Source organism: Methylophaga sp. F-2 (assembly GCF_056859315.1).
The window spans coordinates 140,285-162,768 of record NZ_JBSXOF010000015.1; the positions used below are offsets into that span (position 1 = coordinate 140,285).

Here is a 22,484-nt window from a genome sequence, read left to right on the forward strand (position 1 = left end):
TTTAGGTATTTGTGAAATATATCGGAATATTTTCTTTTGTATAGAAATATGATGGACTTAGCTAGAATCTAGCCGTTATATAACAATAAAGACAGTAAGGGAGAAACAACAATGGCTGCTCCAGTAATTACCGATAACCCACTTTACCAATTACTACGTGATGGTAAAGTTCAAGAATTTAACCAACGAGTTGCTGCCGGTGAGCAGGTAGATTTAAGGGGATGCGATTTTAGGCACTTAACATTAGTTGGTTTGCTAGCAAAAGGTCTGGACTTTTCAAATAGCTATTTTCGTCAAGCAGATTTGAGGGGGATAGACTTTACCGAATGTGTCAGCATGGAAGGTGCGAGCATTCATGGTGCAAAAATTTCCGGGGTCTATTTTCCTAAACAATTTGAAGCTGAGGAAATTTTACTTTCTTTACAACATGGAACACGAATGCGTTACAAGGCTTAGAGTTCTTGCTGTTTTTTTGGTAAAAACCGTGCGCTGAATAATCCCATCTCAAATAATAGCCAAATGGGGACAGCAAGTAAGGTCTGAGAAATCACATCCGGGGGCGTGAGTAACATGCCCACTACAAACGCCCCCACGATGATGTAAGGCCGTTTTTCTTTCAAGGCCTCCACCGTTGTCGCTTGAGTCCAGATAAGCAAGACAGTGGCAATAGGGACCTCAAAGGCCAAACCAAAGGCAAAAAATAGTTTTAAAACAAAATCCAGATAACTACTGATATCTGTCATCACTGCTACCCCTTCAGGAGCAGCTTGCGTCAAAAAAGCAAAGATCAGTGGAAACACCGCGTAATAAGCGAAAATAATTCCTAAGAAAAATAAAATGGTGCTGGCAAACAGCAGTGGGAATACCAGCTTTTTTTCATGTGAATATAAGCCTGGTGCAACAAAGGCCCACAGTTGATATAACAAAACTGGAACAGCCAACAGAATGGAGATGCTCAGCGTCAGTTTAAAGGGGGTCAAAAAGGGGGAAGCGACCTCGGTCGCAATCATGGTGCTGCTCTCTGGTAATTGCTTTAAGAGCGGTTCGGACAAAAAGTGGTAAAGGTCATTAGAAAAAGGCAGTAAACATAAAGCGATGACCAGTACAACTAACACGCCTTTTAGCAAACGATCCCTAAGTTCAACCAGATGTGATATCAATGGTTGTTGATCGTTATTATCCATCTTTTTTATCTGTCTCTTCGGTGTTTTCTGTTTTTTTCTGGCTTTCTAAGCTTTCATCAATATGAATTGTTTGATTCATATCAGACATGGTTTGATTGGTTTTATTCAGAGCATCTTTAAGCTCTTGTGCCCGAAGCTCTCTTGAAATATCGGTTTTTATGGCGTGCAAAGAAGCCTGGGCTCGCCCTATCCATAATCCTGTCACTCTGATGAGTTTAGGCAGCCTTTCCGGGCCGACAACAATCAGTGCCACAAGAGCAATAACCAAGATTTCCCAGAATCCAATATCAAACATGGCAAATACGCCGATTTAGCTTAGTGAGATGTTTTATCTTTACTATCGCTTTTCTGTGATGACTCATGCGTATCATGGTGCTGAATTGAATCATGTTCACCTTTCTCGATGTCATCCTTGCCATCTTGCACTGAGTCTTTGAAGTTTTTTATGGCACTGCCTAAATCTCCGCCCAGTGAGCGTAATTTTTTTGTACCAAATAATAAAATCACAATGGCTAAAACAATCAGTAACTGCCAAATGCTAATACCACCTAACATGGTTATCTCCTAGTTAAATCCTGGCATTTTATCGCCGCCAAGGATGTGAATGTGCAGATGATCAACTTCCTGACCGCCACCCGGTCCGGTATTGATGATAGTTCTAAAGCCATTATCCAAACCTTGACTCTCTGCAATTTTAGGCAGACTGAGCATCATATGAGCAAGAAGTGAGGCGTGTTGCTGATTAGCGTGATCCAGTCTGGCAATATGCTGTTTTGGGATAACTAACAGGTGGACCGACGCTTTTGGGTTGATATCTTTAAAGACATAAATCAGCTCATCTTCAAAGATCCGGCTTGAAGGTATTTCACCTGCGATAATTTTGCAGAATATACAATCACTCATCATTTACTCCGGTTAGCCTTTTCTTCTAGGCCTGAGAGGCCAAAACGTCTTGCAAGTTCGTCTAGCACCGCTTGAGTATCGATATCATTATGTGCCAGTAAAACAAGACTATGAAACCATAAGTCGGCAGTTTCATAGATGATTTCATCTTTGTTTCCACCTTTACCCGCGATAACGGTTTCTACCGCTTCCTCACCTAATTTTTTCAGGATTTTATCGGTGCCAGCAGCATAGAGACTAGCGACATAAGAACTGTCTGCATCTGCTGTTTTACGTTCAATAAGAACTTCACTCAGTTGTTTGATTATATCGCTCATGAATAGATATCTTTGGGATCTTTTAACACAGGCTCAACAGCTTGCCATTGACCCTCTTGAAGCTCATTGAAGAAACAGTGATGGCGGCCTGTATGACAGGCTATCCCGCCTTTTTGAATCACTTCAAGCAAGATGGCATCGTTATCACAATCCATTCGTATCGATTTAACGAGTTGTTGATGCCCTGACTGTTCCCCTTTATGCCATAACTTTTGTCGGGAACGAGACCAGTAAACAGCATGCCCTTTTTCTGCGGTCAGTTGTAAAGCGTCTTTGTTCATCCAGGCTAAAGTAAGTACTTGCTTGCTTTCAAACTCTTGTGTAATAACAGGAACAAGTCCATCGCTATTCCATTTTACTTGTTCTATCCAAGCTGTCATTTACAGTCTCACCTCAATACCCTGTGCTGCCATTTGTTGTTTTGCCTCTTCAACAGTGTGTTCACCAAAGTGGAAGATACTTGCTGCTAAGACAGCATCGGCATGGCCAAGTTTTATACCATCGGTTAAATCCTGAAGTTTGCCAACACCACCTGACGCAATAACAGGAACGTTCACCGCATCGCTGACTGCTCGCGTCAGTGCCAGGTCAAACCCTGATTTGGTGCCGTCTTTATCCATACTGGTTAACAGAATTTCTCCAGCACCATAGTCGACCATTTTTTTAGCCCACTCAACAGCATCAATCCCTGTAGGTTTACGACCACCGTGGGTAAAAATTTCCCATTTATCAGTTTCGTTTTCAGCAGAGACTTTTTTAGCATCGATCGCTACCACAATACATTGTGAGCCGAATTTTTCTGCCGCTTCGCGAACAAATTCAGGATTATTAACTGCAGCAGAGTTGATGCCCACTTTATCGGCACCGGCATTCAGCATTCGGCGAATATCTTCAACCGTTCTTATTCCTCCACCAACAGTTAATGGAATAAACACCTGACTGGCTACAGCTTCAACAACATGGACCATTGTGTCACGTTCAGCATGTGTGGCTGTGATATCGAGAAAAGTGATTTCATCAGCGCCTTGTTGGTCGTAACGTTTAGCAACCTCAATTGGATCGCCGGCATCTCTGATATCAACAAACTGGACGCCTTTTACGACACGTCCACCATCAACATCAAGACAAGGAATAATGCGTTTCGCGAGAGCCATGGTTAGCTTTAAAACTCCAACGGCGGGTTTAATTTATCAGCCAGTTCCTGACCTTTTTTCAGGTCGATACTGCCTTCATAAATTGAGCGGCCTAAAATAGCCCCCATCACACCCTCGTCTTCACAAGCGCATAAAGATTCAATATCTTCATAGGAGCTGACGCCACCTGATGCGATAACAGGGATTTGAATTGCCCGAGCCAAGTTTCGAGTAGATTCAAGATTAAAGCCCTGCATCATGCCATCGCGGCTGATATCTGTGTAAATAATGGCTTCAACACCGTCTTGCTCGAATTGCTGGGCAATGTCGACGACATCATGATTGGATAATTTCGACCAGCCATCAATGGCGACTTTCCCGTCTTTAGCGTCGAGACCAACGATGATGTGACCTGGAAATTCGGCACATACATCACCCACAAAATGGGGCGCATTGATCGCCTTGGTTCCCAGAATGACGTAGCGAACACCGGCGTGAAGATATGTTTCTATCGTTTCTTCATCACGAATGCCACCCCCAACTTGTACATCTAGCTCAGGAAATGTTTTGCAAACTTCATGGATAACTTCAGCATTAACCGGATTACCAGCAAAAGCACCGTCTAAATCTACCATATGAAGTCTTTTGGCTCCCGCTTCTACCCATTTACGGGCAACGGCAACAGGATCTTCTGAAAACACGGTGTTATCTTCCATTCGCCCCTGACGCAAGCGCACGCAGTGACCTTGTTTGAGATCAATGGCAGGGATTAACAACATAATCTTACTCCGTTTGTTGATGTTGATTAGGACGACTGACCGTCCCAGTTTACAAAATTTTCTAATAACTGAAGCCCAGCACGCTGACTTTTTTCAGGGTGAAATTGAGCAGCAAAGATATTGTCTTTATACAGTGCGGCGGCAAAATCATCAGGATAGGCAGATGTGCCAGCGATAACCTGTTTGTCTTCAGGAACAGCATAAAAACTGTGTACAAAATAAAAACGGCTGTTTTGCTCTATGCCTTTCCATAACGGGTGTGAGCAGGTTTGATGAACCTCGTTCCATCCCATGTGTGGGACTTTGAGTTTTTCGCCATCAGCATTTTTGGCAGGCTGAAATAATTTGACTTCGCCAGTGAAAATATCAAGTGTATTGACGCCATTATTTTCTTCACTATGAGTCAATAAGGCCTGCATCCCCAAGCATATTCCAAGAAAAGGCTTTTCCTGAGCAGCTTGTTTGATAACGTGTTCCAGTTCCAGATGTTTTAGTTCTGCCATACAATCACGTATTGCTCCAACACCTGGAAATAAAACATGGCTGGCAGAAAGAATGGTCTGAGGATCTGACGTAACAACAACAGAGGCATTATTGGAAACTGCTTCTAGTGCTTTTGAGACAGAGCGTAAATTACCCATGCCGTAGTCAATCACTGCTATGCGATGCATGTTAAACCTGTTTATTTACTTAATAATTTATGGCTAATAATTCTTTTAAAAAGATTATAAAGCACCTTTAGTTGAAGGCAATTGTTCTAATGCGCGCTGATCCAGTGAAACAGCCATTCGTAATGCTCGACCAAATGCCTTGAAAATGGTTTCAGCAATATGATGAGCATTGCGGCCTTTTAGATTATCAATGTGTAGTGTAATGCCGGCGTGATTTACCAAGCCTTGGAAGAATTCGTAGAACAGGTCAACATCAAACTCGCCAATCTTATCGCGGGTAAATGTGACATCAAACTCGAGTCCAGGACGACCAGAAAGATCAAGTACAACGCGAGATAATGCTTCATCTAGCGGCACATAGGCATGTCCGTAGCGAACAACCCCTTTTTTATCACCTAATGCTTTTTTTAAGGCCTGACCGATTGTGATGCCTACATCTTCAACGGTGTGATGAGCGTCGATGTGTAAGTCGCCATTTGCTTTAACATTCAGATCAAACAAGCCATGACGGGCTATTTGATCCATCATGTGATCTAAAAACGGAACACCCGTTTCGGCATTGAATTGACCGCTACCATCCAGATTGATTGAAACTTCGATCTGCGTTTCCAGTGTGTTTCGCGCAACTGACGCGCTACGAGTGGTCATTTGATTTCCTGAAAATTAGTAATAAAAGGAGATAATAACTGTTTCGAACAAGGGTTTGAAGCGTTATTATAGTCAACGTTCACTATATAGGATTAGCAATGACCCAGTTAGGCAACGTTACCCCACTATTTCAGGACCTCGCTAAAGTCGAACATGAACATAATCTCGCTTGTCAGGAGTGTTCACTTTATCGTTTATGTTTGCCACTTGGTTTACACAATAACGACTTGATTCAATTAGATAAAATCATCAAGCGCAGTCAGAGTTATTCCCGGGGTCAGCCACTGTTTAGTACCCAGACACCGTTCAATTCTATCTATGTTGTTCGTTCTGGTTCCTTTAAAACAACGGTTTCTGCGGTTGACGGTCGCGAGCAAGTAACCGGATTTTATTTTCCGGGTGAGTTTGTTGGTCTGGATGCTATCTATGAACAGGCTTATCGTTCTAACGCAAAAGCATTAGAAAGCAGTAGTGTGTGTGAATTACCTTTCGATATGTTGCAAGAGTTGGGCACCAATATGCCTCAACTTCAAGTACAGATGATGTCACGTTTGAGTAAAGAACTGTCTGGTGATAAAAGTCTGATGTTTTTATTAGGCAAAAAAACGGCTGAAGAAAAACTGGCGACATTTTTATTATCTATTTCGCGTCGTTTCCAGGATCGTGGCTTTTCTGCACGTGAATTTCAGCTCAGTATGTCACGTGGTGATATCGCTAATCATTTGGGTCTGGCTGTTGAAACCGTCAGTCGGCTTTTTTCGCGCTTTCAGGATGAAGGCTTGATCGATATTCAAAACAAATCTATTTCTTTGCGTGACACTGAAAAATTAAAAACATTATGTGGGTAATTCCGGTAAAAATTGGTAAGCGCTCGCTTTATTGATCCAGGTCAATGCATTAACCCCACACCTCCGTAAAATTCAAACCATGTCTTACAGAACATAGTTTGTCCGAGGAGGAAAAAATGAAAACAACAACACTTGCTGCAGCACTACTTACTACTCTAGGCATGTCTACGCTTGCCGCTCCTGCCATGGCTTATGAAGCAGGTGACTGGTTAGTTCGTGGTCGTATTATCAACGTTAATCCTAATGATGACAGTGGAACACTTACATTAAATGGTGTTGACCAAGGCACAAAAGGCGTTAGTGTTAACTCTGATACGGTTCCAGAGCTTGATATCACTTACATGCTCCATAAAAACTGGGGTGTAGAATTAATCCTAGGTTATTCAAATCACACTGTTAAAGGTGAGAAATCTTGGTCAGCTCTAGGTGATGTTATTGATACTAAAGTATTGCCACCTACTTTAACGCTGCAATATCACTTTATGCCGGACTCGAATATTAGACCTTATGTAGGTGCGGGTATTAACTACACCTATTTCTTCGATGAAGAAGTAGCAGGTAATGTTCTAGACCAGTCTGGTGCAAAAGTGAAACTGGATAGCTCATGGGGTTTAGCCGCACAAGCAGGTGTTGATGTGGCTTTAAATGATGACTGGTTTGTGAACTTTGATGTGAAATATATTGATATTGATACCACTGCACATTTCAAAAATACTGCAGCGGCAGCATCAGCAAAAATTGACGCTGATATCGACCCATTTGTTTGGGGTATTGGTATCGGACGCCGCTTCTAAGAAATTAATGTCCTCGTAGTGCTTGGCCCTCTTCGGAGGGCCTTTTTTTTATCTGTTGATTGGTCTAACTAAGCTTCTTAGATTGATACGTAAGATGAGTAGTAAGACAAAATAAATCACAGCTGCACCCACGATTAATCCAGATAAATGACTGGCTCGCTGTAAAGCATCCCACATTTCCCAGTTTTTATATACCGGATTCAAGGCGAATAAAAACAGCAATAAACCTGAATTCGCGATAATTAATTTCAATGAAAATCGTGCCCAGCCAGGGTTTGGAGAATAAACACCGCGCTTTCTTAAACCTTGATAAAGCAGGCCAGCATTAAGTATGGCTGATAATGATGTCGCTAAAGCCAAGCCCACGTGCTCAAGATAGATCATCAGGATTATATTCAGCCCCATATTACTGATCATGGCAATAATGCCTATTTTGACAGGGGTTTTTGTGTCTTGTCTGGCGTAATAGCCTGGTGCCAGGACTTTGATAAATATAAACGGTAATAGACCTAAGCCATAGGCCATTAAACTCAAAGAAGCTTTATGAGAATCGACGGTTGTAAATTCTCCATATTGAAATAATGTCATTAACAAAGGTTCAGCTAAATAAATCAGCCCTATTGCAGCCGGTGTTCCAATAAGAAACACCCAGCGTAAGGCCCAGTCGATAGTGTCTGAGAATTCTTCTGTGGTCTTGGCTGCATGTTTTCTAGATAGGCTCGGTAAAATAACAGTAGATAAAGCGATTCCAAAAACACCCAATGGAAACTCAACAAGTCGGTCTGAATAATACAACCAGGAAATACTGCCAGTAACTAAAAATGATGCAAGTAAGGTATCCAGTAGAAGATTTATCTGCGCAACGGAAACACCAAACATAGCCGGGATCATCAAGCGGATAATTTTCCTGACACCCTCACTTTTCCACCCCCATTTTGGCCTGGGCAATAAGCCGAGTTTTATTAAAAAGGGTAGCTGAAATAAAAACTGTACAAACCCACCTATAAAAACACCCCAGGCGAGACCTGTGACTGGTTCCTCTAATTTAGGTGATAACCATATCGCTGCTGCAATTAGCGATATATTAAGAAATACGGGGGTAAATGCAGGAATAGCAAACTTACCAAAACTGTTGAGAATTGAACCGGCAAGCGCCGTTAATGAGATAAAAAAGATATACGGAAAGGTGATGGTAAGAAGATTAGCTGCCAGGTCGGCTTTGATTGGGTCTTCTACAAAGCCGGGGGCGAAAATCATGATAATCACAGGTGCGGCAATCATCCCCACAGCCGTTATCATGGTTAGAATAACGGCTAAAGTGCCGCTGGTTTGTGCAATCAATTGCCGTAAGGGCTTATCACCATGTTCTTTAAATTCTGCAAGAACGGGAATAAAAGCTTGTGAAAAGGCACCTTCAGCAAAAAGTCGTCTTAAAAAGTTGGGGATCTTAAAAGCAACAAAGAAAACATCTGCGCCCAAGCCTGCACCGAACATTCTGGCAATGACAATATCTCTTACAAAGCCTAGTATCCGGGATAAAAAAGTCATCACACTGACAACTGCGGTAGACTTGAAGAGTTTTTCGCTCATGTTTTACTCACAACAGGGTTATATCTCGGCTGTACAAGGTTAAATAAAGATGTTTAAGCCAATTAAAAGTGTTAATTCTAAGGCTTTTTTAGCGTTATATCTTGTTATTACACTGATTATTTTAGTGTTGTGGCTAAGCAGAATGGAGTTTACGCAACCAGACAGGCGTGATATTCCTGACAATCTGAGAAAATTTCTTATCTCCCCTCCACAACTGATACCTCAGTTTGTATTGCAAGGCCATGAAAAACAGGTATTAACGAATGTCTCCCTCGACGGCAAATGGAGCTTTGTCTACTTTACACACCTATATTGTGAGCCAGAGTGTACTGTTGTCGTAAAAGTGATGCAGCATTTGCAACGTTTATTTGCTGGTTCCTCAATACAGTTTTTAATTATTAACTTTGGCGATAATACCGACACTGCTTCCCTTTCCTTTCCTGACTTAAAAACCTTTGGCGGTTCATCGGAAGTTATCGAATCTATCACTAAAAGTGTCGACTTTTTATATTTAGAGCCTGAGGAATATGAACACAGCTTGAAAGTTGAACAACAGCATTATATTTATCTGATTGATCCTCAAGGGCGTGCTTATGCTGTATTCAAACCGCCTTTTACTTCCTTAGCTATTCAAAAAATATTTTTTCAGATACGCGACTTTTATGCTCGTAGTGAGTAATTAGTATCTGCTAAAGCATCAGAAAATGTTTTTGCCAGCTGCTCTAAGGTCGCTGTTCTTCTGAAGCTTGGTCGCCATACTAACCCTATCTCACGCATAGCTTGTTCTTTATCAGCAGCTAAAGGAACAAGACGAATGTCTGAATGTATAACCATATCTGAATTTATCGCCATGTCAGGTATAAGTGTGATCCCTAATCCACTGGCCACCATTTCAATCAGTGTATATAAGCTTGTTGCCTGAACGCTTTTACGTTGAGCTGATGCGGGTAATTGGCAAGCACTCAATGCGTGCTCTCGCAAACAGTGTCCTTCTGCTAATAGTAATAATTCATTAATAGGTAATTCATCAGCGCTCAACTTATCCTTATCGGCTAAGGGATGATTTTGTGGTAATGCTATCCAGAAGGGTTCTTTTGCAAACTCTCGATGTGTTAATCCGCGAGTATTGTATGGAAATGCCAATACAGCGACATCGATACTACCTGTTTCCAATTGATCTAACAGACGTTCTGACTGGTCTTCTATTAATACTATCTCAAGATCTGGCAATTGTTTTCTGACAGTGGGTAAGACTTTTGGCAATAAAAAAGGACTTATTGTCGGAATGATGCCAATTTGAATTCGACCAGATAATGGGTTCTTCTCCGATAAAGCAAGGTCAACAAGGTCTTCAGTCAATGATAGTATCTGTTGTGCTCTGCTGGCGATTTCTTCTCCGATCGGGGTCGGTAGTACTTTTCGGTTTGTCCTCTCTAATAAAGACACTTCAAGTAACTGCTCTAAGTCCTGAATACCGGCACTTAAAGTTGATTGTGTGACAAAGCATTTATCGGCAGCATGTCCAAAGTGTTTCTCTTCCACCACAGCAGTTAAATATTGCAGTTGTCTTAATGTCGGTAGTCGCATAATCGATATTTCCGTTTATTATCTTTCTATTGATTTATAGCATAAATATTATATGTGCTAAACCTAGTCTATTACTTTATCGACTTGCAGTAACGCTAATAGTTTTATTATTGTCTATTGACGAGGATTGATTGAGCGCAAACTCTTCAATTTTGTTAAGATTCTTTACTCATAATAACTAGATTTTATTCTCAAATACTCGGAGTTTTAGAATGAAGAAATGGCAATGTATTGTTTGTGGTTTTATCTATGATGAAGCAGAAGGTTTACCTGAAGAAGGAATTGCCCCTGGAACAGCTTGGGAAGATATTCCAGAAGACTGGGAATGTCCTGAATGTGGTGTTGGCAAAGACGATTTTGAAATGGTAGAAATCTAGAAGTTTCTTTTGTCCAAATCAAACGCCTTGATCCTATAGATAAATGGGTTCTATGTACATGAACATTAGTTCACAGAAGTGTTCTATTTATTGTTTTGTCGTAAATGATAACAACATATGAGGTTATTGATTTCTTTTGCTGTTCAGAAATAATTGTTTGGTCGTATAAGATTACTTGTGCTTTCACACCTGACCCTCGCTCATTTTCGTAATATTAGTTCTGCTACTCTATCCCCCTCTGAAGGTATTAACCTAATTCTTGGGGAAAATGGATCTGGTAAAACAAGTATTCTTGAAGCTCTACACTTACTTGCCATGGGTAGATCATTTCGATCGCGTCATCTGAAAAATATTGTCCAGCTAGAATATTCTCAATTTACGCTTTTTGCGCGTTCCTCTGAAATGACACCGGTTGGACTGTTATATGATATCCAGTCAGGGCTGCAAATTCGTTTGAATAATGCCCCGCTTAAAAAGTTATCAGATTTGGCAGTTAACACTCCTCTACAATTTATTTCTGCAAATTGTCACCAGTTTTTTGAGTTAGGCCCAAAATTTCGTCGCAAGATGATCGATTGGGGTATGTTCCACGTGGAACACAAATTTAATTATCACTGGCAAACGTATAAAAAAGCGCTACTTCAGAAGAATGCAGCATTAAAAAACAAAAAGTCTAGAAATGAGACTGAACTATGGAATCAATATTTAATAAAGCATGGTTTAATTATAACGGACTATCGTGAAGCTTATTTAGATAAGCTCGTTAGTGTTTTTGAGCCATTATTCCATAAGCTCTGTCCATCGCTGAGTGACTGCAAGTTTACCGTCAAGTACAACAAGGGTTGGAGTAAGGAAAAATCTTTAGCCGAAATCCTGGATGAAAATTATGAGCGTGATCGGATTATGGGCTATAGTCGCAATGGTCCACATTCAGCCGATTGGACATTACGTATTAATGATGCCTCTGCTGAAGAAATGCTTTCTAGGGGACAGCAAAAATTGTTTTACCTGGGCCTATGCATGGCACAAATAATCATTTTACTGAACGAAAAAGATGTCAAAAACACGGTTTTATTGATTGATGATCTAAGCTCAGAGCTGGATTGGAACCATCAAATAACAGTCATAGATACACTACGAAATCTACCTGTACAGAGTTTCATAACGAGTACAAATAGCGAACTCGCATCATTAATCAATACAGACAAAGAAAAAGTGTTCCACGTGAAACAAGGTGAAATGATAGCTTCATAATGAGACTGTCAACAAACCTGTATAAGTAGTAGAATAGAAGGTTATTCAGCACATCCTCCATTTGGCCAGGAATAGTTTGATTATGACAACGGAAAAAAACAACAACACTTACGACTCTTCGAATATAAAAGTCCTAAAAGGACTTGATGCAGTTAGAAAAAGACCTGGTATGTACATCGGTGATACCGATGATGGCACAGGATTGCACCACATGGTTTTCGAGGTGTTAGATAATGCAATTGATGAAGCGTTAGCCGGTCATTGTAGTGAAATTCAGGTGCGTATACATCCAGATGATTCAGTATCAGTCATTGATAATGGTCGTGGCATTCCTGTCGACATCCACGAAGAAGAAGGTGTTTCTGCTGCTGAAGTTATCATGACGGTTCTTCATGCTGGCGGTAAGTTCGATGATAATTCATACAAAGTGTCAGGTGGACTTCACGGTGTGGGGGTTTCTGTTGTTAATGCATTATCCAAAAAGCTGGCAATGGAAATTCATCGGAATAACAGAGTTTATAAACAAACCTATACACATGGTGTACCCGACTCGCCATTAACAGATGTTGCAGACACAGAGATAACAGGAACAAAAATTCAGTTCTGGCCAAGTGAAGAAACATTCACTAACGTGACGTTTGACTACAATATCTTGGCAAAACGTATCCGTGAATTAGCTTTTCTGAATTCAGGTGTAAAAATCGTTCTAACCGATGAGCGTAATGAAAAGACAGAAACCTTCTTTTACGAAGGTGGTATCACTGCTTTTGTTCAGCACCTTAATAAGAACAAAGATCTGATCCACGAAAATATTATCAAGATATCAGGTGTGCGTGATGATGTTGCTGTCGAGTTATCGATGCAATGGAACGATTCATATCAAGAAAATATTTATTGCTTTACCAATAATATTCCGCAACGTGATGGTGGTACACACCTAGCTGGATTTCGTGCAGCCCTGACCAGAACCTTAAATCAATATATTGAAAGTGAAGGTTTGGCGAAAAAGTCTAAAGTCACAACAAGTGGTGACGATGCTCGCGAAGGCTTAACAGCAGTGCTATCGGTTAAAGTCCCGGATCCTAAGTTTAGCTCTCAAACAAAAGATAAGTTGGTGTCGTCAGAAGTAAGAACAATTGTGGAATCTTATGTGAATGAGTTTTTCCACGATTTCTTAATCGAAAATCCTACCGATGCTAAATTAATCGCCAATAAAATGATTGACGCCGCCCGTGCTCGGGATGCAGCAAGAAAAGCGAGAGAATTGACACGCCGAAAAGGTGTATTAGATATTGCCGGACTACCAGGTAAACTAGCAGACTGCCAAGAGAGAGACCCTGCCCTATCAGAATTATTCTTAGTGGAAGGGGACTCGGCAGGTGGTAGTGCCAAACAAGGCCGTGACCGTCGTACACAAGCGATATTACCGCTGAAGGGAAAAATTCTTAACGTAGAAAGAGCGCGTTTTGACAAAATGATCAGCTCTGCAGAAGTCGGAACATTAATTACGGCTTTGGGCTGCGGTATTGGTCGTGATGAATATGATCCTGAAAAGCTCAGATATCATCATATTATTATCATGACGGATGCTGACGTTGACGGTTCTCATATTCGTACGCTTCTACTGACATTCTTTTATCGTCAGATGCCCGAGTTAATAGAGCGTGGCCATGTTTATATTGCACAGCCACCTTTATATAAAATTAAAAAAGGGAAACAAGAACGTTACGTAAAAGATGATGCTGAGATGGAGCGGTATCTTACTGAAGTAGCATTAACGAATGCGAAATTATATCCGGCAGAAAATGCTCAACCGATTGAAGGTACTGCACTGGCGTCGCTAGTAACGGAATATCAAACGGTCAATTCAATTATTGGTAGATTGTCTAATCATTATTACCCTGCGTTTCTGGATAAATTGGTGTACGAGCCGCAAATTCCAGACATGAATGATGATGCGGCGATTAATGGATGGCTAGCAAATATTGAAGTTGCTTTAAACAAAGGACTGCCGACAGGTACACAATTTAAACTGAGCATCAAACGTCAGGAAAATGAGCCCGTCGGTACCATTAATATTAGCTATAGCAGACATGGTATCAGCACAGACTATCACGTACCGGGTGAATTCTTTGATAGTACTGAATATCAGAAGATTTTGGTATTTTCTAATAAAATCAATGGTTTGTTCGGTGATGGTGCACGGGTTGAACGTGGTGAAAGACAACAAGAAGTCAGTTATTTCTCACAAGCGGTCACTTGGTTGTTAGCCGAAGCCAGACGAGGGCAACATGTCCAGCGCTATAAAGGTCTGGGAGAGATGAATCCTGATCAATTATGGGAAACCACAATGGATAAGTCTAAACGTAGACTACTTCAGGTAAGAATCAATGATGCTATTGCAGCCGATGAAACATTCAATACGCTAATGGGTGATAATGTTGAACCGCGTAGAGAATTTATTGAAACACATGCATTACAGGTCTCGAATCTGGATATCTAAATCCAGGAATCTTTCCTGATTAAATAAGTCATACAGCCGATAGGTTGTGTGACTTTTTTATGCATAAAAGAAAGTGAAGGAAACGGTATGTCCGAAACTGAAAATCAGTATGACTTGGTACAAAGAATCTTGCATTGGCTAATCGCACTGGCGATATTAGCGATGATTGCTATTGGGCTGTATATGGTTCAGCTTCCCAAAGAATGGGAATTACCGCCAGGCCAGGAGAGTGTAAGGGCGTTTTGGTTTTTATTGCACAAGTCACTCGGTATAAGTGTCGCTGTTCTCATTGTGCTGCGCATAGCGTGGCGATTATCACACAAAGCACCACAACTACCCTCTTACATTCCATCGTGGCAACAGCGGCTTTCTGGTGGCGTTCATGGGCTATTATATGTATTGATGGTTGCTATGCCTTTCACCGGATATCTTCAGTCAATGTACAGCAAATACGATACTAAGCTCTGGGGCATTGTGTTACCCAGGCTGGCTGAAGCGGATCCTGATATGAGAGAGTATTTCAGTGAAATACATGAAATTCTTGCATTTACATTGATCGCTATACTAGTCATTCATATCGGCGCAGCAGTAAAACACCGCCTTAGTGGTAATACTATTAATCAGCGAATGTCATTATTTTCCAGAAAATAAATAATGAGGCATCTCGGAATAAAAAAGGCCCTGACAGGGCCTTTTTTTATATCGTTAAGCGAGAAAAGAGGCTTAATGAAGTTTGATTTTAGGATGTACGCTACGTCTAAAGATATGTGATAACGACAGCATCGCTACACGGAAAGGCCCAAATAAGGCTACCTGATGCATCTTATACAGTGACAGATACATGAGACGCGCCATAAAGCCCTCAATCATCAAACTACCTTTGCTCAGGTTGCCCATCAGGTTACCAACAGTACTGTACTTACCAAGAGAGACCAGAGAACCGTAATCATGATATTCAAATTCAGGTGCTACCTTACCTGCCATCCTGTTACGTATTGACTTGTATACAACTGATGCCATTTGATGGGCTGCTTGCGCGCGTGGTGGAACATTTTCATCGTGACCCTGCCATTTACATGCACAGCAATCGCCAATGGCGTAAATATCATCGTCAAGAGTTGTTTGCAGTGTCTGTCTGACAACAAGTTGATTCATCCAGTTAGTTTCAAGTCCAGCGATATCTTTCAGGAATTCAGGTGCTTTAATACCTGCAGCCCAGACTTTTATAGATGCAGGGATGGTTTTGCCACTCTCAGTAAATATGGCCTTATCGTTGACTTCTACGACGCGTTCCCCGGTGAGAACATCAACCCCCAGTTTTGTAAGTTCACTGGTGGTCGCTGCTGATAAGTTTTCAGGTAAACCTGGCAAAACACGGTTTGCCGCTTCGATGATACTAATTTTCACGTCCTGAGGTTGCACTTCATCCAGCCCATAAGCCGTCAGTAAGTGAGAAACCTCATGCAGTTGAGCACTAAGTTCGATACCAGTAGCCCCCGCGCCGACAATCGCGATGTTTAGCTGGCCTTCGTCTAGCGGTTTGCCTTGCGTATGCGCGCGCAGATAAGCCTCAAGCAGTTTATTCTGGAAAGATTCAGCTTGCTTAGTTGTATCGAGGAACAAACAGTGATCGCGGACGCCTTTTATACCAAAGTCATGGCTTACACTGCCGACAGATATCACAAGATAGTCATATTCAAATTCACGACGAGGAATAATCTCAATACCATCGGGGTTGAGTGTTGGTGCAAGAGATATTGTTTTGCGGTTTCTGTCGAGACCATCCATTTTGCCAAGACGGAAGCGGAAACCGCTGGCGTTTGCCTGACTCAGGTATTCAATTTCGTCTTCGTGAGAATCGAGTGTGCCTGCTGCAACTTCATGAAGAAGTGGTTTCCAGATGTGAGTGTGCGTATTATCGACAAGCGTAATTTCAGCCTTGCCCTTTTTACCCAGTTTTTTGCCGAGTTTAGTGACCAATTCAAGGCCACCTGCTCCACCACCGACAACCACAATTTTTGGAATACTGTTAGACATTCGCAAAGGCTCCAATCTGACGCAAAATTACAATGAGTTATCGATTTTAACGTAAAAAACCTTATAAAACCTATCTTATTTTTACTATATCTGTTTAGTCTGGCAAAATTTACACATTAACTTATTCACAGAGAAATGAAATGCAAGCAAGGCCTGAAAAACCTCGTCTGGCTTGGGCTGTTACTGGCTCAGGGCATTACCTGAAAGAGTGTCTGGAAATTGTCCGGGAATTAGAGGATGTGGACTTGTTTTATAGCCGTGCAGGTGAAGAAGTCGTGAGAATGTACGGATATGACCCAAAATCCCAAGTACCAGAGGGACGGGTTTACCGTGACAGAGCGGCCAGTGCGCCACCTGTGGGCCTTTTTTATCGGGGTGATTACCATAGTTTAGTAGTAGCACCAGCGACATCTAATACCGTTGCTAAGATGGTATTAGGCATTTCTGATACCTTAGTGACAAACATTTTTGCTCAGGCAGGTAAGTGCCAAATCCCAAGTATCGTGCTGGCCTGTGACTCTGAGCCGGAGATTGATACACCTGCACCAGATCGAATCGTGCGTGTTTGGCCTCGCAGGATCGATCTTGAGCACACCAAGACGTTGAGAACATTCGAAGCAACCACCGTCGTAGACGATGCTGACCAGCTGTTTGCTGCACTGAAAATACGCCTGAAAGAGGTGGGCTGAGTCCCGCATGTCTGAAAGAATTTTGTTTATCACCGGCAAGCTTGCAGAACCAAGTGTAAATCAGGTTTTACAGGAAATGGCACCCCTGCCATTTGATTACCGGGTACACCAAATTGGTGTGTCGGTGGCGGCGTTGATAACGGATGCGATGATCGCACGCAGGCTTAAAGCAGAAGACTATCAGGACTGTGACGAAATTATCGTACCGGGGCGGTGCCGTGGTGACCTTGAAGCGCTGGGTAAAGAATTAGGTATTAAAATTACACGTGGACCAGATGAAATTAAGGATCTGCCAATCCACTTTGGTCGAGCAAAAAAACGCCCCGATCTGAGCCGCTATTCCGTTGATATTTTCGCCGAAATTGTTGATGCACCAGAACGTACGATTGATAGCATTATCGACCGAGCAAACTATTACCGTGATAATGGTGCCGATGTCATTGATATTGGTTGCTTACCTCAAGAATCATTTCCACACCTTGAAGAAGCTGTTAAAGCATTACATGATAATGGTTTTAAAGTAAGTGTGGACTCACTATCATTGCCGGACTTAAAAAGAGCCGCTAATGCTGGCGCGGACTACTTATTGAGCCTTACTGAAAAAACCATCGACCTTGCTAAAGAAACCGATGCTATACCGATATTAGTTCCAGCTGAACCAGGTTCACTCAAGTCATTAGAGCGAGCGATGGAAACAATGGAACGATGGGGCAAACCGTATATTGCTGACCCAATATTAGATCCTATCCATTTTGGCCTGACAGCGTCTATCGTTCGTTACTATCAATTAAGAGAAAAATACCCTGATATTCCCATAATGATGGGAGTGGGAAATTTAACTGAGCTTACAGATGCAGACACCAGTGGCATCAATGCGATGTTGTTTGGCATTATTTCAGAGCTGAATGTAAGTTGTGTATTGGCTACCGAAGTCAGCCCGCATGCGCGACGAGCTATCAGGGAAGCGGATGTGGCAAGGAGAATGATGTATGCAGCCAAACAGGATAATAGTTTACCGCGAGATTTTACGGCTGACCTTCTAGTTGCGCATGAACGGAAACCCTTTACGGATAGTCGGGATGAAATTATAGCGCTGGCTGAAAACATTAAAGATCCTAACTATCGTATAAAAATTGCAGCTGATGGCATCTATTTGTTTAATCGTGACGGTATTATTCATGATGTGGATCCGTTTGAGTTTTATCCACACCTTGAAGTAGAAAATGATCCTGGACATGCATTTTACTTGGGTGTGGAGCTTGCCAGAGCACAAACAGCCTGGGAATTAGGTAAACGTTATACTCAGGATGAAGAGCTTCAGTGGGGTTGTGCTGTATCGAGAGAGGAAGACGATCTCAGCGAGCAGAAAGAAGAAGGCACCACGATGAAGAAAACAAAGAAACAACGTGCCTGCGGGACAGCTGAGGCCAGTGATACCGCGCGAGAAAGTATGAAAAAAATCGTGCGTGATGAGAAAGCCCCTAAAGTGAAAAAACGACGTACGGCCTGTGGAACGGCAGAGTCCGATAAAAAGAAAAAGGAGCGCCCCTGTGGCACGGCTGACCGCAAAGATTCATGAAGTCATCGTAACAACAAAAAATGCTGATGGTACGGCGCATCATGCGCCGATGGGAATTAGTGAAGTAAACAATTACTTTCAAATAAAACCATTTAAACCCTCAACAACATACAACAATCTGATGAACCAGCGGTCGTGTAGTATTAATTATATTGATGATGTTCGTGTATTTGCTGGGGCATTAACCGGGCATCGACAATGGCCAATATCACCATGCGAAAAGGTGGATGGGCTCTATTTGACGGATGCGCTAAGTCATAGTGAAATCGCAATTCAGAATGTGGATGACGATGATCCGCGTGCATGTTTTTATGGTGCTGTGGTAAATGAACAGCAACACGGCTTATTTCGTGGTTACAACCGTGCCCAAAGCGCCGTGATTGAAGCGGCGATTTTGGTCAGTCGACTGTCCATGCTGCCGGAACAAAAAATTCGCGATGAAATTAACTACTTAACCATTGGCATGGAAAAAACCGCGGGAGAACGCGAGTGGGAAGCCTGGGGATGGTTAATGGAAAAGGTTAAACAAGCAGGTATCGATGTCGAATAACACAAAGTGGCTTGCCAGCGTGCAATCGCTGGAAGAAGCGCAAAGCTTGAACGAGTGTCTGCCAGATATACTCGACATGAAACAACCGGCACAAGGCGCCTTGGGTGCCCTGCCACTGGATGTGGTGAAAAATGTCGTCAAATGGGCATCAGGTCGGTGTTTAACCAGTGCCACAGTTGGTGATTTGCCAATGCAGGTTCAATTCATTGAACCTGCAATTATGAAGATGGCTGAAACAGGTGTGGATTATGTCAAAGTAGGCTTATTTGGCGGCGATGAGCAGGCTGAATGTCTGCAAGAATTAACGCCGGTTATCAAACAACTTAATACACCGGTCATTGCCGTGACGTTTGCTGACCGTCACTATGAAAAGGATGTGATAAAACAGGTATTGCAGACAGGATTTAGCGGTGTAATGATCGATACCGCTGAAAAAAATGGTCGTTCCTTGTTGGATCTTTGGTCCGTTGATGCCCTGACTGACTTTGTAAACGTCGTAAAAGATGCACAACAATTATGTGGTTTGGCAGGTGCATTACGCATTGATGACATTGCTACCCTGCGAACATTACAGCCGGACTATCTTGGCTTTCGCAGTGCCCTTTGTCCAGACCGAAAACGAAATGGAACCTTATCCGTAACATTGGCCAAAACTATCGCGTCAGCGTTACAGTAAACGTTATCAGCAGGCTTTATTGGCAGGACGCCAGTGAAATAGGTCATCATTAAATCGCAAGGAGGCGAACATGCAACTTGTTCAACGTTTTATCCGTGTTTTTTTAATTCTTACCCTGCTTACCTTTAACGGGATCGTTCATGCTGCTCAGGCCATGCCGCCAGTGCAGCTGGCCAGTGTGTATAAGTCAGAAAATGCTGAGCCAATATCAGCCTACCTCGTCAGCGAGAAATTTGATGGTGTTCGAGCTATATGGACCGGCACAGAACTATTGACGCGAAGTGGAAACCTTATTAATGCCCCGGAATGGTTTACTGCTCCCCTCCCTGATGTGTGGTTGGACGGTGAGTTGTGGACAACGCATCAGGACTTTGCCCGGCTCAGTGGTATTGTGAGAACACAAACACCCGTTGATGAGGAGTGGCAACATGTTAGTTACCGCGTATTTGATATGCCTGATAAAAAATTGCCGTTTGAGCAACGTTATCAAAACTACACTCGTTTAATCACTAAACTAGATCTGCCTCACCTCAAAACAGTTAAACAACAACGCGTTGCGAGTGATAGCGCATTACAAGACCTATTACAGCAAAAGCTTGAGCACGGCGCGGAAGGTCTGATTCTACACCTGGCCTCTGCCAAACATCAGGGTGGCAGAACAGAAGCATTATTAAAATTAAAACCTTACGACGATGAAGAAGCCGTCGTTATTGGACATCTGCCTGGTAAAGGCAAATATACCCATCAGTTAGGTGCCTTACGCGTTAAAAATGACCGAGGTCAAATTTTCGCTATCGGCAGTGGTTTATCCGATCAAGATCGCCTAAATCCGCCTGCGATTGGCACGGTTATCACCTATCGTTATCAAGGTTATACCAAAAAAGGCTTGCCACGTTTTGCTCGTTTTTTGCGTATCCGTGACACCGAGCTGGATTAAATCTGACAAATAAGAAGAATTGGCCATGCGTTTGATTTTTAGTGTTCTCAACAGTGATATAAACGTAACAATGTATGGTCGGTTTGTATCACTGTATATGTTTAATTTTAGCTAACGTGAACGGTTTTTTTCACCAGGATAGCTACTATAGGTCTGACAATAAGAACGCAAATAAAGGCCGCTGGCATCGCAATTTTATAAGCATGTAAAACATCACTGATGTAGTGCGAAGACCAACCCTGGTTAACGCCAGTAATAATTAAGCACATTAACATGGCCATAATCCCTGCCATATAAAAAGCAAATACATAAGATGTCAATTTGACGGGTAACTTCTTTGTTTTCATTACTGACTCCTCTTAATTTATGGTGAGAAGTTTAACCATGTTACTGTTAAGTAAATAGAGGGTATAAACTAAATAAATTATTAAGTTAAAGTTAGTAATATTGTGTTGCTTATAGGGAATCAACAGATGGATACGATGCGTGGTGTAGAGAGTTTTGTCAGATCGGTGGAGTTAGGCAGTCTTGCAGCCGCATCAAGAAGGTTAGGTATTAGCGCAGCGGCGGTCAGCCAGAATATTGCGCGATTAGAGTCTGCTTTAGCTACACGTTTACTTACCAGAACGACAAGAAGTCTGGCATTAACAGATAGCGGAGAAGTTTATTACCAGCGAGTAAAAGGTCTGTTGCAAGAGATGGAGCTGGCGGCAGAAGCGGTTTCATTAGTTGATGGTAAAGTGTCTGGACGACTGAAAATAGCCTGCTCTGCAGCCTTTGCACGGCATGTATTAGCTCCGTTACTCCCCATTTTTTATGAGCAGTATCCAGAACTGAGTATAGAGCTTATGGCCAGTGACAGACATGTTGACCATCGGCAGGAAGGCATTGATGTCAGTATTCGAATTCGAGAGCAACTGGATGATAGCCTGGTGGCGAATCGACTTACTACCGTTCCGCTTGTTTATTGTGCTTCCCCTGATTATCTAGATAAAAATGGTGTTCCAGATTCTATTGCTGAATTACGTCAGCATAGATGTTTGCTGTTTAAAATTCCTGTTGATGAAAAAATAGTCGGGTGGTCTTTTATAAGACATGGTGAACGTTTCCAACCAGAAGTCAGAACAGCCATGGTTTGTGATGATATTGATATGTTGGCAAATATCACCGTTGCCGGTGGCGGTATTGCGAGATTAGCGGCTTTCGTTGCAACCCCTTATATTGCTCAAGGAAGACTCATTCCCTTATTTGAAGCTGGCAATCACTCTGAACTTCACGGTGAAGCGGAACCTTTAGATTATTATTTTTGTGTTGCTGATCGTTTTGCAAAAACGCTAAAAGTACGGGTTTTTCAGGACTTTTTACATCAAAATTTACCTAATAGCTGGGATAAGGGGGAGTAGGTACCATTAAGTCCCCTACTCCACC

At 42.2% G+C, this 22,484-nt stretch carries 28 protein-coding genes; 14 read left to right on the top strand and 14 right to left on the bottom strand.

The annotated features are described in order from the left end of the window. Positions 1-111: 111 nt before the first annotated feature. Complete coding sequence (locus AC13DA_RS02975) at positions 112-456, top strand: pentapeptide repeat-containing protein (RefSeq protein ID WP_007144236.1); 345 nt, start codon at positions 112-114, stop codon at positions 454-456. Here AC13DA_RS02975 and tatC read toward each other — a convergent pair. Genes tatC through hisB form a run of 10 tightly spaced genes read right to left on the bottom strand, consistent with a single transcriptional unit; the run spans position 453 to position 5,635 of the window. Further along, positions 453-1,184 (bottom strand): twin-arginine translocase subunit TatC, encoded by a 732-nt coding sequence (gene tatC, locus AC13DA_RS02980; protein WP_007144237.1) that lies wholly within the window; start codon positions 1,182-1,184, stop codon positions 453-455. The two genes, AC13DA_RS02975 and tatC, sit on opposite strands and share 4 nt — an antisense overlap. Then, positions 1,177-1,479 carry a Sec-independent protein translocase protein TatB gene (tatB, locus tag AC13DA_RS02985; RefSeq protein WP_007144238.1) on the bottom strand — a complete coding sequence of 101 codons (303 nt, stop codon included), beginning with the start codon at positions 1,477-1,479 and terminating at the stop codon, positions 1,177-1,179. The genes tatC and tatB overlap by 8 nt, the downstream gene beginning before the upstream one ends. Before the next feature lie 20 nt (positions 1,480-1,499). After that, complete coding sequence (locus AC13DA_RS02990) at positions 1,500-1,739, bottom strand: Sec-independent protein translocase subunit TatA (protein ID WP_007144239.1); 240 nt, start codon at positions 1,737-1,739, stop codon at positions 1,500-1,502. A gap of 9 nt (positions 1,740-1,748) precedes the next feature. After that, on the bottom strand, positions 1,749-2,087 hold the full coding sequence (locus AC13DA_RS02995; RefSeq protein ID WP_040576129.1) for a histidine triad nucleotide-binding protein: 339 nt from the start codon (positions 2,085-2,087) through the stop codon (positions 1,749-1,751). Beyond that, entirely contained in the window at positions 2,087-2,404 is a 318-nt protein-coding gene (locus AC13DA_RS03000; RefSeq protein WP_007144241.1) for a phosphoribosyl-ATP diphosphatase, read from the bottom strand. Before AC13DA_RS03000 ends, AC13DA_RS02995 begins: the two co-directional genes overlap by 1 nt. Beyond that, positions 2,401-2,784 (bottom strand): phosphoribosyl-AMP cyclohydrolase, encoded by a 384-nt coding sequence (gene hisI, locus AC13DA_RS03005; RefSeq protein WP_007144242.1) that lies wholly within the window; start codon positions 2,782-2,784, stop codon positions 2,401-2,403. The genes AC13DA_RS03000 and hisI overlap by 4 nt, the downstream gene beginning before the upstream one ends. After that, positions 2,785-3,558: an imidazole glycerol phosphate synthase subunit HisF gene (gene hisF, locus AC13DA_RS03010; protein WP_007144243.1), complete on the bottom strand. Its 774-nt coding sequence runs from the start codon at positions 3,556-3,558 to the stop codon at positions 2,785-2,787. A gap of 8 nt (positions 3,559-3,566) precedes the next feature. Beyond that, entirely contained in the window at positions 3,567-4,316 is a 750-nt protein-coding gene (gene hisA, locus AC13DA_RS03015) for a 1-(5-phosphoribosyl)-5-[(5-phosphoribosylamino)methylideneamino]imidazole-4-carboxamide isomerase (protein WP_007144244.1), read from the bottom strand. A gap of 26 nt (positions 4,317-4,342) precedes the next feature. Then, positions 4,343-4,987, bottom strand: a complete 645-nt coding sequence (hisH, locus tag AC13DA_RS03020; protein ID WP_284451381.1) for an imidazole glycerol phosphate synthase subunit HisH — start codon at positions 4,985-4,987, stop codon at positions 4,343-4,345. A 54-nt stretch (positions 4,988-5,041) separates the two neighbouring features. Next, positions 5,042-5,635: an imidazoleglycerol-phosphate dehydratase HisB gene (gene hisB, locus AC13DA_RS03025; protein ID WP_007144246.1), complete on the bottom strand. Its 594-nt coding sequence runs from the start codon at positions 5,633-5,635 to the stop codon at positions 5,042-5,044. A gap of 98 nt (positions 5,636-5,733) precedes the next feature. Between hisB and fnr the strand changes: the two genes are divergently transcribed. After that, entirely contained in the window at positions 5,734-6,483 is a 750-nt protein-coding gene (fnr, locus tag AC13DA_RS03030; protein WP_007144247.1) for a fumarate/nitrate reduction transcriptional regulator Fnr, read from the top strand. A 116-nt stretch (positions 6,484-6,599) separates the two neighbouring features. Beyond that, the gene (locus tag AC13DA_RS03035; protein ID WP_284451380.1) at positions 6,600-7,277 is read left to right on the top strand and encodes an OmpW/AlkL family protein; all 678 of its coding nucleotides are present in this window, start codon (positions 6,600-6,602) and stop codon (positions 7,275-7,277) included. A 48-nt stretch (positions 7,278-7,325) separates the two neighbouring features. Here AC13DA_RS03035 and murJ read toward each other — a convergent pair whose 3' ends face one another. Beyond that, positions 7,326-8,867, bottom strand: a complete 1,542-nt coding sequence (murJ, locus tag AC13DA_RS03040) for a murein biosynthesis integral membrane protein MurJ (protein WP_284451379.1) — start codon at positions 8,865-8,867, stop codon at positions 7,326-7,328. A 142-nt stretch (positions 8,868-9,009) separates the two neighbouring features. Here murJ and AC13DA_RS03045 point away from each other — a divergent pair, with 142 nt between their 5' ends. After that, the gene (locus AC13DA_RS03045; RefSeq protein WP_273179191.1) at positions 9,010-9,546 is read left to right on the top strand and encodes an SCO family protein; all 537 of its coding nucleotides are present in this window, start codon (positions 9,010-9,012) and stop codon (positions 9,544-9,546) included. On the opposite strand, the gene AC13DA_RS03050 is transcribed toward AC13DA_RS03045, so the two are convergent. After that, a complete protein-coding gene (locus tag AC13DA_RS03050) occupies positions 9,528-10,454 on the bottom strand; it encodes a hydrogen peroxide-inducible genes activator (protein ID WP_007144252.1) in 927 nt (308 codons plus the stop codon). The genes AC13DA_RS03045 and AC13DA_RS03050 overlap by 19 nt on opposite strands. 212 nt (positions 10,455-10,666) lie before the next feature. On the opposite strand from AC13DA_RS03050, the gene rd reads away from it, so the two are divergent. The 4 genes from rd (at position 10,667) to AC13DA_RS03070 (ending at position 15,239) form a co-directional block, all read left to right on the top strand. Then, the gene (gene rd, locus AC13DA_RS03055; protein WP_007144253.1) at positions 10,667-10,831 is read left to right on the top strand and encodes a rubredoxin; all 165 of its coding nucleotides are present in this window, start codon (positions 10,667-10,669) and stop codon (positions 10,829-10,831) included. Positions 10,832-11,008: 177 nt separating this feature from the next. Next, positions 11,009-12,085 (top strand): DNA replication/repair protein RecF, encoded by a 1,077-nt coding sequence (gene recF, locus AC13DA_RS03060; protein WP_273179187.1) that lies wholly within the window; start codon positions 11,009-11,011, stop codon positions 12,083-12,085. Between the two features lie 82 nt (positions 12,086-12,167). Further along, complete coding sequence (gene gyrB, locus AC13DA_RS03065; protein ID WP_284451378.1) at positions 12,168-14,588, top strand: DNA topoisomerase (ATP-hydrolyzing) subunit B; 2,421 nt, start codon at positions 12,168-12,170, stop codon at positions 14,586-14,588. A gap of 87 nt (positions 14,589-14,675) precedes the next feature. Continuing rightward, complete coding sequence (locus AC13DA_RS03070) at positions 14,676-15,239, top strand: cytochrome b (protein ID WP_007144256.1); 564 nt, start codon at positions 14,676-14,678, stop codon at positions 15,237-15,239. Positions 15,240-15,311: 72 nt separating this feature from the next. On the opposite strand, the gene AC13DA_RS03075 is transcribed toward AC13DA_RS03070, so the two are convergent. Next, positions 15,312-16,625 (bottom strand): NAD(P)/FAD-dependent oxidoreductase, encoded by a 1,314-nt coding sequence (locus AC13DA_RS03075; RefSeq protein WP_273179184.1) that lies wholly within the window; start codon positions 16,623-16,625, stop codon positions 15,312-15,314. Between the two features lie 140 nt (positions 16,626-16,765). Between AC13DA_RS03075 and AC13DA_RS03080 the strand changes: the two genes are divergently transcribed. The 5 genes from AC13DA_RS03080 (at position 16,766) to AC13DA_RS03100 (ending at position 21,056) form a co-directional block, all read left to right on the top strand. Next, positions 16,766-17,314 (top strand): flavoprotein, encoded by a 549-nt coding sequence (locus AC13DA_RS03080; RefSeq protein ID WP_284451377.1) that lies wholly within the window; start codon positions 16,766-16,768, stop codon positions 17,312-17,314. 7 nt (positions 17,315-17,321) lie between these two features. Beyond that, a complete protein-coding gene (locus tag AC13DA_RS03085) occupies positions 17,322-18,893 on the top strand; it encodes a DUF6513 domain-containing protein (protein WP_284451376.1) in 1,572 nt (523 codons plus the stop codon). Further along, positions 18,865-19,443 carry a DUF447 domain-containing protein gene (locus AC13DA_RS03090; protein WP_284451375.1) on the top strand — a complete coding sequence of 193 codons (579 nt, stop codon included), beginning with the start codon at positions 18,865-18,867 and terminating at the stop codon, positions 19,441-19,443. The genes AC13DA_RS03085 and AC13DA_RS03090 overlap by 29 nt, the downstream gene beginning before the upstream one ends. Next, on the top strand, positions 19,433-20,119 hold the full coding sequence (locus AC13DA_RS03095; protein ID WP_007144261.1) for a (5-formylfuran-3-yl)methyl phosphate synthase: 687 nt from the start codon (positions 19,433-19,435) through the stop codon (positions 20,117-20,119). The genes AC13DA_RS03090 and AC13DA_RS03095 overlap by 11 nt, the downstream gene beginning before the upstream one ends. A 70-nt stretch (positions 20,120-20,189) precedes the next feature. After that, a complete protein-coding gene (locus AC13DA_RS03100; RefSeq protein ID WP_007144262.1) occupies positions 20,190-21,056 on the top strand; it encodes a DNA ligase in 867 nt (288 codons plus the stop codon). A 107-nt stretch (positions 21,057-21,163) separates the two neighbouring features. Here the strand turns inward: AC13DA_RS03100 and AC13DA_RS03105 are convergent, their stop codons facing one another. Further along, positions 21,164-21,403 (bottom strand): DUF2798 domain-containing protein, encoded by a 240-nt coding sequence (locus tag AC13DA_RS03105; protein ID WP_284451374.1) that lies wholly within the window; start codon positions 21,401-21,403, stop codon positions 21,164-21,166. Between the two features lie 126 nt (positions 21,404-21,529). Here AC13DA_RS03105 and AC13DA_RS03110 point away from each other — a divergent pair, with 126 nt between their 5' ends. Next, positions 21,530-22,459, top strand: a complete 930-nt coding sequence (locus AC13DA_RS03110) for a LysR family transcriptional regulator (RefSeq protein WP_284451373.1) — start codon at positions 21,530-21,532, stop codon at positions 22,457-22,459. Positions 22,460-22,484 lie beyond the last annotated feature (25 nt).

What these genes read in the sequence shown, in the direction of transcription:
- gyrB (WP_284451378.1), top strand. Translation starts at nt 12,168, where the DNA reads ATGACAACGGAAAAAAACAACAACACTTACGACTCTTCGAATATAAAA.
- tatB (WP_007144238.1), bottom strand. Translation starts at nt 1,479, where the DNA reads ATGTTTGATATTGGATTCTGGGAAATCTTGGTTATTGCTCTTGTGGCA.
- AC13DA_RS03075 (WP_273179184.1), bottom strand. Translation starts at nt 16,625, where the DNA reads ATGTCTAACAGTATTCCAAAAATTGTGGTTGTCGGTGGTGGAGCAGGT.
- AC13DA_RS03100 (WP_007144262.1), top strand. Translation starts at nt 20,190, where the DNA reads ATGCAACTTGTTCAACGTTTTATCCGTGTTTTTTTAATTCTTACCCTG.
- AC13DA_RS03085 (WP_284451376.1), top strand. Translation starts at nt 17,322, where the DNA reads ATGTCTGAAAGAATTTTGTTTATCACCGGCAAGCTTGCAGAACCAAGT.
- AC13DA_RS03080 (WP_284451377.1), top strand. Translation starts at nt 16,766, where the DNA reads ATGCAAGCAAGGCCTGAAAAACCTCGTCTGGCTTGGGCTGTTACTGGC.
- AC13DA_RS03105 (WP_284451374.1), bottom strand. Translation starts at nt 21,403, where the DNA reads ATGAAAACAAAGAAGTTACCCGTCAAATTGACATCTTATGTATTTGCT.
- AC13DA_RS03045 (WP_273179191.1), top strand. Translation starts at nt 9,010, where the DNA reads ATGGAGTTTACGCAACCAGACAGGCGTGATATTCCTGACAATCTGAGA.
- AC13DA_RS03110 (WP_284451373.1), top strand. Translation starts at nt 21,530, where the DNA reads ATGGATACGATGCGTGGTGTAGAGAGTTTTGTCAGATCGGTGGAGTTA.
- AC13DA_RS02975 (WP_007144236.1), top strand. Translation starts at nt 112, where the DNA reads ATGGCTGCTCCAGTAATTACCGATAACCCACTTTACCAATTACTACGT.
- hisI (WP_007144242.1), bottom strand. Translation starts at nt 2,784, where the DNA reads ATGACAGCTTGGATAGAACAAGTAAAATGGAATAGCGATGGACTTGTT.
- hisF (WP_007144243.1), bottom strand. Translation starts at nt 3,558, where the DNA reads ATGGCTCTCGCGAAACGCATTATTCCTTGTCTTGATGTTGATGGTGGA.
- rd (WP_007144253.1), top strand. Translation starts at nt 10,667, where the DNA reads ATGAAGAAATGGCAATGTATTGTTTGTGGTTTTATCTATGATGAAGCA.
- fnr (WP_007144247.1), top strand. Translation starts at nt 5,734, where the DNA reads ATGACCCAGTTAGGCAACGTTACCCCACTATTTCAGGACCTCGCTAAA.
- hisB (WP_007144246.1), bottom strand. Translation starts at nt 5,635, where the DNA reads ATGACCACTCGTAGCGCGTCAGTTGCGCGAAACACACTGGAAACGCAG.
- AC13DA_RS02995 (WP_040576129.1), bottom strand. Translation starts at nt 2,087, where the DNA reads ATGAGTGATTGTATATTCTGCAAAATTATCGCAGGTGAAATACCTTCA.
- hisA (WP_007144244.1), bottom strand. Translation starts at nt 4,316, where the DNA reads ATGTTGTTAATCCCTGCCATTGATCTCAAACAAGGTCACTGCGTGCGC.
- AC13DA_RS03000 (WP_007144241.1), bottom strand. Translation starts at nt 2,404, where the DNA reads ATGAGCGATATAATCAAACAACTGAGTGAAGTTCTTATTGAACGTAAA.
- hisH (WP_284451381.1), bottom strand. Translation starts at nt 4,987, where the DNA reads ATGCATCGCATAGCAGTGATTGACTACGGCATGGGTAATTTACGCTCT.
- AC13DA_RS03070 (WP_007144256.1), top strand. Translation starts at nt 14,676, where the DNA reads ATGTCCGAAACTGAAAATCAGTATGACTTGGTACAAAGAATCTTGCAT.
- AC13DA_RS02990 (WP_007144239.1), bottom strand. Translation starts at nt 1,739, where the DNA reads ATGTTAGGTGGTATTAGCATTTGGCAGTTACTGATTGTTTTAGCCATT.
- AC13DA_RS03035 (WP_284451380.1), top strand. Translation starts at nt 6,600, where the DNA reads ATGAAAACAACAACACTTGCTGCAGCACTACTTACTACTCTAGGCATG.
- murJ (WP_284451379.1), bottom strand. Translation starts at nt 8,867, where the DNA reads ATGAGCGAAAAACTCTTCAAGTCTACCGCAGTTGTCAGTGTGATGACT.
- AC13DA_RS03050 (WP_007144252.1), bottom strand. Translation starts at nt 10,454, where the DNA reads ATGCGACTACCGACATTAAGACAACTGCAATATTTAACTGCTGTGGTG.
- tatC (WP_007144237.1), bottom strand. Translation starts at nt 1,184, where the DNA reads ATGGATAATAACGATCAACAACCATTGATATCACATCTGGTTGAACTT.
- AC13DA_RS03095 (WP_007144261.1), top strand. Translation starts at nt 19,433, where the DNA reads ATGTCGAATAACACAAAGTGGCTTGCCAGCGTGCAATCGCTGGAAGAA.